The following is an 11212-nucleotide window of genomic DNA, read 5'->3' on the forward strand; positions in this document are numbered from 1 at the left end:
GTCTCGGCACGGGCGGCGTCGACCGCGGCGGAGCGGGCGGCATCGCGCAGACGAGCGGCCGGTTCCTCGCGGATTTCGACGGCGCGGTGCGCATCACGTCGGAACCGGCGACCAACTCGCTGGTCATCATCGCAAGCAACCGCGATTTCCTGATCCTGAAGGACGTCGTCGACAAGCTCGATATCCCGCGCCGCCAGGTGTTCGTGGAGGCGCTCATTCTCGAGATCACCATGGACCGCGGCCTGGACGTGGGCTTCGAGTTCCGCAGTACCAACGACACGACGGAAGAGGGCGTGCAGGTCATCGGCGGCACGAACTACGGCGGCATCCAGCAGGCGGCGGCCAACCCGCTCGGCGTCTCCGGGTTCGCCATCGGCGCCGCGGACGGCACCATCACCTTCGCCGGCGAGACCTTCCCGAACATTGGCGCGCTGTTCCGCGCGCTCGCGTCGGACACGGACGTGAACGTGCTGTCCACGCCGCACGTCCTGACGCTCGACAACGAGGAAGCGGAGGTTGTCGTCGCGGACAACGTGCCGTTCGTGACGGGCCAGATTTTCTCGGCCAACAACACGAACCCGACGACGACGATCGAGCGCCGCGACGTCGGCATCACCCTGCGCATCACCCCGCAGATCAACGAATCCGACTACGTGAAACTCCTGATCTACCAGGAGGTCAGCCAGGTGACCGACAGCCCCGAGGGCCTGTCCGCGGCGCAAGTCGGCGTCACCACCGCCAAGCGCAGCGCGGACACCGTGGTGGTCGTGAAGGACCGGCAGACCGTCATCATCGGCGGCCTCTTGAAGGACTCGGTGTCGGTCGTCGATCAGAAGATTCCCGTGCTCGGCGATATCCCGCTGCTCGGCTACCTGTTCAAGAGCAGCCGCAAGACCGTCCAGAAGACGAACCTGCTCATCTTCCTGACGCCGTACATCATCAAGGATTCCGCGGACCTCGAGGAGGTCACGCGCATGACGAACCGGCGCATGGAAGTGTTCCGCGAAAAAAATCACGTGCCCGAGCGAACGAACGATCTTGGCGTGCTCGATCCCGAGCGCATGACCCCGCGCGAAACCATCTTCCGCGCGCCGAGCCCCGAGTCGATCGAGACCGATCCGGCGCTGCGCGGCGGCGGCACCGTGTACGACATCTACGTACCCGGCGAGGATGAGGCGCTCGACGATATCGACGGCATTCCGATCGGCGAAACGGCGCCCGAAGAGGACGAAGACGAAGGGACGGACGAGTTCGCGCCCGCGGACGACGAATGACGGCGGTGCGCGCCGGCGGCGCCCGTTCGGGCGGCCGTTCACGGACCCGATCCCGCGCGACTCGGGCAGGATTGAATTCTTGACATGAAACGCATCGGCGAAATCCTCATCGAGACCGGCGTCCTGAACGAGGACGCCGTGCAAAAAGTCCTCGAGACGCAAAAGGAAAAGGGCGGGCTGTTCGGCGAGATCGCGATCCGCCAGAAGGTGGCCACCGAGGCGCAGGTCCTTCAGGGGCTCGCCCGGCAGTTCGAGATGCCCTACGAGGACGTGATCAAGGCGGAGGATGTCGACCTCCACCTTGTCGCCCGCATCCCCATCACTTACGCCAAGCGCAATTTCATCCTGCCGTTGCGCGAAGAGGGCGAGTGCATCCTGGTCGCGTGCGCGAATCCGCTCGAATTCGAGGTGCTCGACGACCTGCGCCTGTTTCTTGGCGGCGAATTGCGGGCCGTGCTTTCCACGCAGGGGATGATCTTCGACACGATCAACGTCGTGTACGACCGCGCCAAGGAGACGACCGACGAGGTGATGGGGGAACTCGAGGAAGAGCGCGCGACGGAGAGCTTCGATCTCGACCAGATCACCGACATCATCGACGTGACCGACGAGGACGCGCCGATCATCCGCCTGATCAATCATCTTATGTACCGCGCGGTGAAGGAGCGCGCCTCGGACATCCACATCGAGGTGTTCGAGAACGACGTCATCGTGCGTTTCCGCATCGACGGCGTGCTGTACGAGATCATGCGGCCGCCGAGGCGCTTCCACAACGCGATCGCCAGCCGCATCAAGATCATGGCGAAGCTGAACATCGCGGAAAAACGCATTCCGCAGGACGGACGCATCCGCATCAAGATCGCGGGCAAGGATATCGACATCCGCACGAGCATCATCCCGACCGCGTACGGCGAGCGCGTCGTCATGCGTCTCTTGGACAAATCGCAGGTGCGTCTTGATCTCGAAGCGCTCGGCCTTGACGCGCGCAAGCTCGCGGTGGTGAAGGATCTCATCAGCCGGCCGCACGGCATCATCCTGGTCACGGGCCCGACGGGTTCGGGCAAGACGACGACGCTCTACGCGTCGCTCGTGCGCCTGAACAAGCCGGACGTCAATATCCTCACGGTGGAAGACCCGATCGAGTATCAGATTCAGGGCATTGGGCAGATGCAGGTGAACCCGAAGATCGACCTGACGTTCGCCTCGGGCCTGCGTTCGTTTCTGCGCCAGGACCCGGACATCATCCTCGTCGGCGAAATCCGCGATCTGGAAACGGCGGAGATCGCCATCCAGGCGTCGCTGACCGGCCATCTTGTGTTTTCCACGCTGCACACGAACGACTCGGCGAGCGCCTTCACGCGGCTTGTGGACATGGGCGTCGAGCCGTTTCTCGTCTCCAGCTCGCTGATCGGCGTCGTCGCCCAGCGCCTGGTGCGCGTGCTTTGCCCCCGGTGCAAGGAGAAATACGACCCCACCGCGGAGGAGCTCGCGAAGATCGGGCTGAAGCCGTCCGACGTCAAAGGCGCGATGTTCCGGCCCACCGGATGCCCGAACTGCACGAACACCGGCTACGCGGACCGCACGGCGATATACGAGATCCTTCGCATGTCCGAGCGCATCCAGCACCTCATTCTCGCCAACGCCGACGCGAACGCGATCAAACGCGCCGCGGTGGAGGAGGGCATGAGCACGCTGCGGATGGACGGCGCGCGCCGCGTGCTGCAGGGCGACACGAGCATCGAGGAGGTCATGCGCGTCACCTCCGAGGACGCCCCGTAAGCCCCGCCGATGCCCGTTTACAGCTACCAGGCCGTTGACGCCCGCGGAAAGAAAATCCGCGGCATCGTGGACGCCGAAACCGAAAAGGCGGCCAAGGCCAAGCTGCGCCGCGAAGGCAAGTTTCCCACCGAGATGACGGTCGCCCAGGAGGGCAAGCTCACGCGCGGCAAGGGCCTGGCGATGGAGATCGACCTGCGCGTGCTGCTCGGGCGCGTCAAGGCGCGCGACCTGGCGATCGCCACGCGTCAGTTCGCGACGCTGATCGGCGCGGGCATTCCGATGGACAGCTCGCTTCTGGCGTTGTCAAAGCAGGTGGAAAATCCGGTCCTCGAAAAGACGTTTTCGCAGGTGCGCGACAAGGTGACGCAGGGCAGTTCGCTCGCGAACGCGCTCAAGGAGTTTCCGCGCATCTTCTCACCGCTTTTCGTGAACATGGTGATGGCAGGCGAGCAGTCGGGCACGCTCGACGCGGTGCTCGATCGCCTCGCGGATTTCACCGAGGCGACGCTCGACCGCACGCAGAAGGTGAAGGCGGCGATCACCTACCCGATCTTCATGCTGCTGATCGGCGGCGGCATCATGGTGTACCTCGTCGGCTTCGTGATTCCGAAGATCACGCAAATCTTCGAAGGCATGCGCAAGTCGCTGCCGCCGATGACGATGTTGCTGCTGGGATTCTCCGGCTTCATCCGCGATTATTGGTGGCTGATGGCGATCGTCACCGGCGTGGCGATTTACGGATTTCGCCGTTGGGTGGCGACGGACAAGGGCCGGCGGCGCTTTGACGCGCTGGTGCTGCGCCTTCCGGTGTTCGGCGCGCTGGTTCGCAAGATCGCGGTAAGCCGGTTCGCGCGGACGCTCGGCACGCTTTTGCGTTCGGGCGTGCCGATCATCGAGGCGATGACCATCGTGCGCAACGTCGTGGACAACCGCATCATCGAGGACGCGATCGAGACGGCCAAGGACAACATCCGCGAGGGGCAGCCGATCGCGCGGCCGCTCGAGCAGTCGGGCGTGTTTCCGCCGATGGTCATCCACATGATCACGGTCGGCGAGCAGACCGGCGAACTCGAGTCGATGCTGTTTCGCGTCGCCGACGCGTACGACCGCGACGTGACGACGTCGATCATGGGGCTGATGGCCGTTTTCGAGCCGGCGATGCTGCTTGTCATGGCGGCGGTCGTCGGTTTCGCGGTGATGGCGATTTTGCTTCCGATCATGGATATGACGTCGGGGCTTCAGTAGACCTTGACGCGGCGCCGCCGCATGCGGTCCTATTGGGCGTTCCCGGAGGTAATTTGAGGAATGAGTGCCAAGGACGATAATGTCATCGCGGAATCAGGCGCGCCCGCGTCCTATGCCAAGGCACAAATCAAGAACGAGGACTTTCGCGGCCGCGACCTCACCGGCGCGGATTTTCGCGGCGCGAAGCTCGTCAACGTCGACCTGACCGGCGCGCGGCTTTCGGGCGCGGATTTTTCCGGTGCGCGGATGTCGGGCGTCACCATCGCCGATACGTCCGTCGAGGGCGCCCGGTTCGCCGGCGCCGACATCGAGAAATCGCGCATCGAGAAGGCGTCGTTCGTGGGTTGCGATTTCACGAAGACCGCGATTCGCGCGGTCACCTTCGCCGACGTGCGCGACGCCGGAAGCGCGTTCAAGTCGGCGTCGTTCACCAAGTGCGAATTTCAATCGGTCCGCTTTGAAAAAAGCGTGTTCGACGAGGCGGCGCTCAATCGTGTGAGCGGCGGTGACGCGGTCTTCGAGGCGGTGTCCCTCGTGTCGTCGAAGGCGCCGGCATCGCGCTGGGAACGGGCGCGATTTTCCGGCTGCAACCTTTCGTCGAGCGACTTTCTGTCGGCGGTGTTCACGGAAAGCGCGCTCGTGGGCTGCGACCTGTCGGGCGCGGACTTCGCGGGCATCGTCGCGACGAATTCGTCCATCGCGGATTGCGACCTCTCCCGCACGGAGTTGATCGCGGCGGAGTTGAAAGATACGACGCTGACGGGCAACACGGTGACGCAGGCGAACTTTCGATACGTCACGGGACTGTCGGACGAGGAGATGGCGTCCATCAAGGAGGCGGGGGCGAAGGTCAGCCGCTACCTGATGCGCAAGGCGGCCCGGTGGATGATCGGCACGAACGCGGGACGGTTCGTGCTGCTGGCGACGATCGCGTCGCTCGCGTACCTGGGCTGGTTTTACTACAACGATCCGGGGATGTGGTCGCAGCAGAAACTGTGGACGCGGATCGAAGAGGCCATGGGCGAAGGGCGATTCGAGGATGCCGTCACCTATCACCGCGCCTTGCTCGCCAAATTGCCGGTCGGCAGCGAACAGATTCCCGAGGCCAAGGTCAGCCTGTCGCGCGCGTTTGTGCGGATGGGCAAGGGGGAAGAGGCGCTCGGCATTCTCGGCGAGGTGCTCGGCGACGAGTCGCTTCTTCCGCAAACGCGCGTGGCGGCCATCGAAACGGCCGCGCAGGTCGCGTTGGAGCAACAAGATTACAAGCGCCTGGAAACGCTGTTCACGCACCTGTTCGAAATCGTCGAGGATGACCCGGAGGGCGTCGCGCAGTCGGTTACGAACATTCTCGGGAACATTCTCGACGAATCGGCGGTCGACGTTGTGACCAGGCTGTCGGATCGCGCAATCGCGGAATATTCCGACGATCCGGCGATTCAGTCGCGCATCATCCTCGCGCGCGTTCAGTCGTACCATCGCCTCAAGCGCGAGAAACTTGCGCTCGCGGACCTCCTGGCGCTGGAAACCAGGCCGTTGACGGACGAGGACATGCAGAACGTCATCCTCACGATCGGGCGGATTTATCGCTTGATGGGCGAGGAGGAAACGGCGAAAAACTACTTTGAGAAGTTCAGCACGCTTTTTCCGGAGGCCGAGCAGGCGGTGATCGAGGCGCGTTTCGAGGAAGCCCAATCCATGCGGGCGACCGGGAACCTCGAGGCCGCGGGCGAGGTATTCCGGGAAATCATCGCCACGACGCTCAATGACGACATCAAAATACGGGCGACGCATTCGCTGGCACTTGTCCATATGGATCGTGAAAATTTCGACGAGGCTGAAAAGCTGTTTCGCCAGATTCTGGACGACACGTCGTTTCCGCAGGACGTGCGGTCCGCGACGCGCATCGACCTGGCGGCGCTTTTGCACCGGCGCGGCGATGCCGGCGCGGCGTTGCGCATCCTCAACGATTTTATCGAGAGCTCGCCGGCGGCCGCGCTACGTTATCCCGCCGTCAGCCTGCGGATGGACATCCGCGCGTCCCAGGGCGACATCGCCCTTGCGATCGAGGACGCGACGTACCTTATCGAAAACAACCGGGGATTTGCCTCGAAGGGCGAGCCGGAATATCGATTGGCCGAGCTGTATCATCGCGACGGCCGCACCGACGAGGCGTTCGAAATCTACAAAAAGCTCACCCAACAGGACGACCTGTCGGAACATATTCGCGAGCCGGCCTTCGAGCGCGCGATCGAACTGTCTTTCGATAACGGCCGCCTGGATGACGCGGCGGCGCTAATCGAGCGCATGGCGGCGACGGCCGCCGACGATGCGCGCCGCCGCATGTCATCGCGCGTCTACGCGTTCGAGGTCCACGTGCGAAAGGGCGAGGTCGACGCGGCGCGCAAGGTTCTTGCCGAAGCCATGAACGATCCGGTGCCGTCCCGTCCGCCCGGGACGTTCCTGCGTTTTACGCCGATCTTTCATGAACAACCCGATCTTCGGGACGCGATTCTCGAATTTCAACGAAACGTCCACGAAAAACTCGCCGCCGCCGAAGACGTGGACGAATACATGCGCTGGATGATGCGCGTCAACAGCGGCCACCTGCTCACCTTTGCCGGGGAGACCGATCGGGCCGAGGCGATCTATGTCGAGGCGCTGGCCGAATCGCCGGTTTCGGAAATGCAGTTGCAGGCAGCGGAAGCGCTGGGGCGCCTGTACATCGATCGCCAGGAATACGAAAAGGCGCGCAAGATCTATGAAGGCTTCGACGAGTCGATCTTGCGGACGGCGACCGGGCTGACGAGCAAGCATCGCGGGCTGGGCGACGTCGCGCGGCTTGACGAACAATTCGATGAAGCCGAGCGGCAATACGAAGCCGCGGCGAAGCATTGCGACGGCGAAGGGATGTGCTGTCCGGTTTATCAGGGACTTGTCGAGCTCTACCGGACGACCGAAAACGACAGTCGGCTCCGGACCGTCTACCGGCACGTTCTTCAGGAATTTCCCGGTTGCTGGGTGGCCGAGGAGGCCCGCGCCGCCCTGCAGCGGGATCTTTAGGCGCGCGGCTCAGGTCAGAAACGGCCTCAGGTTCGCGAGCAAACCCTCGATGGCCTCCGCGCCCGCGGCCGTGTCGAACCGGTCCACGCGCGACTTCTCGCCGACGATCTCCTCGCGCGTCACGTAGCCCATCTCGCCGAAACGCCGAAGCGCCGTTTCGAAGTGCGTCTTGTGGACCGCCTCCGCGTAAAGAACCTCGCCCACGCTATGCAACATGCGCCCTTGCTTCATGGCCTGGCGCACCCACTCCTTTTCCGTGTGACGCGCGCCCGGCGAGCGACGCAGCGTGCGCGCGACGATATAGTAGCTTTCCATGTACGCGGCGATCGGCGCCGCGAAAATCCGCACGGCGTGCGTCCCCGAGGCGGTCGGCGTCAGGCCGTGCGCGCTATCGACGACGAATTGCGCATCTCGAAACACCGCGACGGTGCGCGCGAAGGCCTCGCGCGCCTCGTCAACGGTCGGATCGGGGCTCGGTCCGTGGATCATCTCGCCGGTCATCACGTCGCGGGCGAACAGGAAACGCTGCCAGAGCACGTCCTCGGTGATCGGACCGGCGGCACCGTTAAGGGCGACGGACACGAGCGCCTCGTCCTGATACAGACGCACCAGCCCGTTGCGTTGAATCGTGAGCGGCATGCGCCGGTCCTCGTCGAGCAGGATGAGCATGTCCTCGTCGCCGTCGCCGGTTTCCACGCGCGCCCATCGCTGGCGCACGGCCAATTCGACGGCGCGCCAGTTCCACTCGGGATCGTCCCACGCCTCTCCGGCGGGCAGCTCGGCGTGCCGGCGCAGATGATTGAGGAAGATCGTCATGTCGCGCGCGAAGTCCGGCAGCATCGTTCCGCGCCTCGGGTTGGCCAGAAGGATCGTCGCAACGAGCGCGTGCGGGCGGATGAGGAAGTTTCGGCGGATCTCCCAGGTGAGGCGGTAGCCGATCGAGCGCGCCAGGTGCATCTGCCCCGCGCGATCGTCCGGCACGGCCGCGCGGCCCTCGTCGGCCAGGATATCCGCGAGCGTCCGCGGTTCGCCGAACGCGATGTGGATATCGCCGATGCGGCGGCCGAGCATGCGCCGGTTTCGCAGCGCGAAGCGCCACTTCTTGCCGTCGGATTTCTTCCGGTCGGCCGCCTCGGCGACGTAAACGTCTTCCTCGAAAACGCGTTCGTAGTCGATCGTCACCGGCACGAAGGCCACGTCCGCGCGGCCGCTTTCGCGAAACGCGGCGAGCAGGATGGAAATGAACCCGGCCTTGGGGGGAAGGATCTTGCCGATGCGGCTGCGCCCGCCCTCGATGAAAAACTCGATGTTGAATCCCTCGCGAAGGAGCGTCTCGATATAGACCGCGACGGTGCGCGAGTAGATGCGTTTGCCCTTGAACGCGCGGCGCAGGAAAAACGCGCCGCACCGGCGGAACATCGGGCCGACCGGCCAGAAGTTGAGGTTGATGCCCGACAGGATGAAGGGCAGCGAGAGCCGGTGCTGGTAGAGCACGTAGCTCACCAGAAGGTAGTCCATATGGCTGCGGTGGCTGGGGACGTAGACGATCGGCATCCGCCGCGCGATGGGCCGGATACGATCGATCTCGCCGGCGTCGACGTGGATCTGCCCCTTGCCCAGGCGAAACATCCAGCGCAGCGCGACATCCGCGAACGCGATCATCGCGGGGCTGTAGTCGGCCGCCATCTCGTCGAGGTAGCGCCTGGCCCGTGCGCGCGTTTCGACAAAACTCTTCTGGTGGTCCCGCGCGTATTCGCGGACAAACCCGACGAGGCGGCGGTTGTGCAGAGCCGCTTCGACGATTTCCGTGCGCGTGCGCCGGATCGGCCCGAGCGCCGCGCGCCGCTCCTGGTCGAGCTTTTCGATGAGATCGCGGCGCACGCGGTAGGCCAGCTCCGCGGGCCGGTCGATGGAGAGCATGTTGCGCGGCATCATCCGGCGCACCATCGTGTCCAGGGAATCGACGGCGCCCACGCGCATCGCGCAATCGCGCCGGTAACGCAGATACGTCCACAGCCGCCGCGCGAGTCCGGGTTCCGCGGTGGGGCCGAAGACGAGGTCGGCGAGCGTGTCGATTTCGCGATCGGGCCGCCGGCCGTGAATGAACGCGACGGGCACGACCTGGATCGGCCGCGGCACGTCGCGCTGAACGCGGAAAATCTCGGTGAGCACGTCGGTTTCGGGCGAGCCGAAGCGGCGCGGCATGCCGCGAAAGTCGGTGACGAACAGAAGGCTTGGGGTTTCCTCCGAAAACAGCCGGCCGAGAAAGTCGCTTCGGTACGGGTTCGGATACGACCCGCGTTCGATGTAGTGCACGGCGATGGCCAGCGTGCGGCGGAGGGTCTGCAGCAAGGGCGTGACCAGTGCCAGCGAGAGGTAGTGCGCGAATACCGGCCGTGGCAGTTCGTGCCGCGCGAGAACCCATCCGATCGCCAGGAATTCGAGGAGGCTGCGATCGCGCGCGACGTACAGGATCGGCCCGCGCGTGGCGGCGGCGCGGATCGCCTCGCGATCGGCCGCGGTGATCTCGCATTTGCGGAACAGAAACGCGAGCGCGGCCCGTACGGTCGACGGCAGACGCCAGGGCAGATACGCCGAAAAATGATGGTAGGTGCCCTTGAGAAAGCGCCGAAAGCGGCGCGGCCGTTCGCGATCGGGGATCGCCCCGGGCGCGGCGGGATCAGCCGCCTGTTGACGCACGATCGGTTCCAAGGTTCCCACTTTCCGGCCTGCCATTACCGCAACGACGCCATCGTAGTGCAAATCGTGCGCAGGCGTCACGCGTGTCGAGCGGTTTCGCGAGATTCGGCACGCAAGACGGACGGCTCAGGCGATAGCCCGAACCGTTCGCCGCATGCCGCGATGGCCGTTACATGTAGCTGATGTTGTCGTCGCCGTCCGTGCCGGATTCGATCTTTTTGATCAGTTCCTTGACGCCGCGATAGTTGGCGGAAAGCTCATCGACCTCGTGCAAGGCCCGCAGCGCCCGGCGTTTTTCGCCAAGGCGCGCGTACGCCTGCCCCAGGTCCATGAGCAGGTCGAGCTTCTGGTTCTCGTCGGCGCTTTCGCCCTCGAGCATTTCCTCGAGCGCGGATTCGATATAACCCGCCGCGTTCCTCCAGTCCTCGCGCTCCATGTAGCACTGCGCCAGTTGAATCGCGCCGTCGCGCGCAATGTCGTGCCCGCCCAGGGCCAGGGCCTTCTCCAGCTCGGCGATCGCCTCGTCCATCTGGTCCATCTCGCGAAACGCGATGCCCAGGTCGAAGTGCGCGCGCGCGTCCTGGGTATCCTCGCCGCCGGCCAGATCGCGGAACTCGCGCGTCATCGCTTCGAGCAGATCGCCTTGGGCGGGGCCTTCGTCGGTCAGGCCCGCGAGCAGTTCATTCAGGATGTCAGTCTCATCCTCGGTCGCGGTCGACGGAGGCGGCGTGTCTCCAAAGATATCGCCCAGGATCTCGCCGACGAGCGCGTCGCCTTCGCGTTCGGGTGCGGCGGCTGGAGGTTCGGCCTCGGCTTCGTCCGCAAACAGGTCCGCCTCTTCGCCGGTTTCCACGGTCACCGTCGCGGCGGGGCCTTCCTCGCCGGCGAACAGATCCGGTTCCGCGGCCTCCCCGAGAGCTTCTTCGTCCAGGCTGACCGTCGCGGCGGGGCCTTCCTCCGCGAAGATGTCGGGCTCGCCTTCCCAGGGAATGCCGGCCTCGCCGGCTTCCTCGGGCGGCGTCTCGCCGAATACGTCGATTGCCTCCTCGTCCGCGGGCGTCGCCTGGACCGCCGGCGGCTCGATCTCGCCCTCCTCGGGGGCTTCGCCGAAGAGATCCACGCCTTCGACGTCGGCTTCGGGCAGCGCGCCGAAC

General features: G+C 64.8%; 6 protein-coding genes. 4 read left to right on the top strand and 2 right to left on the bottom strand.

Annotation, left to right across the window (positions count from 1 at the left end):
- The 4 genes from K8I61_05345 to K8I61_05360 form a co-directional block, all read left to right on the top strand.
- The coding region (locus K8I61_05345) for a hypothetical protein (protein MBZ0271439.1) at positions 1 to 1274 on the top strand (1274 nt) is incomplete at its 5' end.
- An 84-nt stretch (positions 1275 to 1358) separates the two neighbouring features.
- A complete protein-coding gene (gene gspE / locus K8I61_05350; protein MBZ0271440.1) occupies positions 1359 to 3053 on the top strand; it encodes a type II secretion system ATPase GspE in 1695 nt (564 codons plus the stop codon).
- 9 nt (positions 3054 to 3062) lie between these two features.
- Positions 3063 to 4298, top strand: a complete 1236-nt coding sequence (gene gspF, locus K8I61_05355) for a type II secretion system inner membrane protein GspF (protein ID MBZ0271441.1) — start codon at positions 3063 to 3065, stop codon at positions 4296 to 4298.
- Positions 4299 to 4358: 60 nt separating this feature from the next.
- Entirely contained in the window at positions 4359 to 7358 is a 3000-nt protein-coding gene (locus tag K8I61_05360) for a pentapeptide repeat-containing protein (GenBank protein ID MBZ0271442.1), read from the top strand.
- A gap of 9 nt (positions 7359 to 7367) precedes the next feature.
- On the opposite strand, the gene K8I61_05365 is transcribed toward K8I61_05360, so the two are convergent.
- Positions 7368 to 10079, bottom strand: a complete 2712-nt coding sequence (locus K8I61_05365; protein ID MBZ0271443.1) for a 1-acyl-sn-glycerol-3-phosphate acyltransferase — start codon at positions 10077 to 10079, stop codon at positions 7368 to 7370.
- Between the two features lie 148 nt (positions 10080 to 10227).
- The coding region (locus K8I61_05370) for a hypothetical protein (protein ID MBZ0271444.1) at positions 10228 to 11212 on the bottom strand (985 nt) is incomplete at its 5' end.

This window comes from bacterium (genome assembly GCA_019912885.1).
Lineage (GTDB): Bacteria > Lernaellota > Lernaellaia > JACKCT01 > JACKCT01 > JAIOHV01.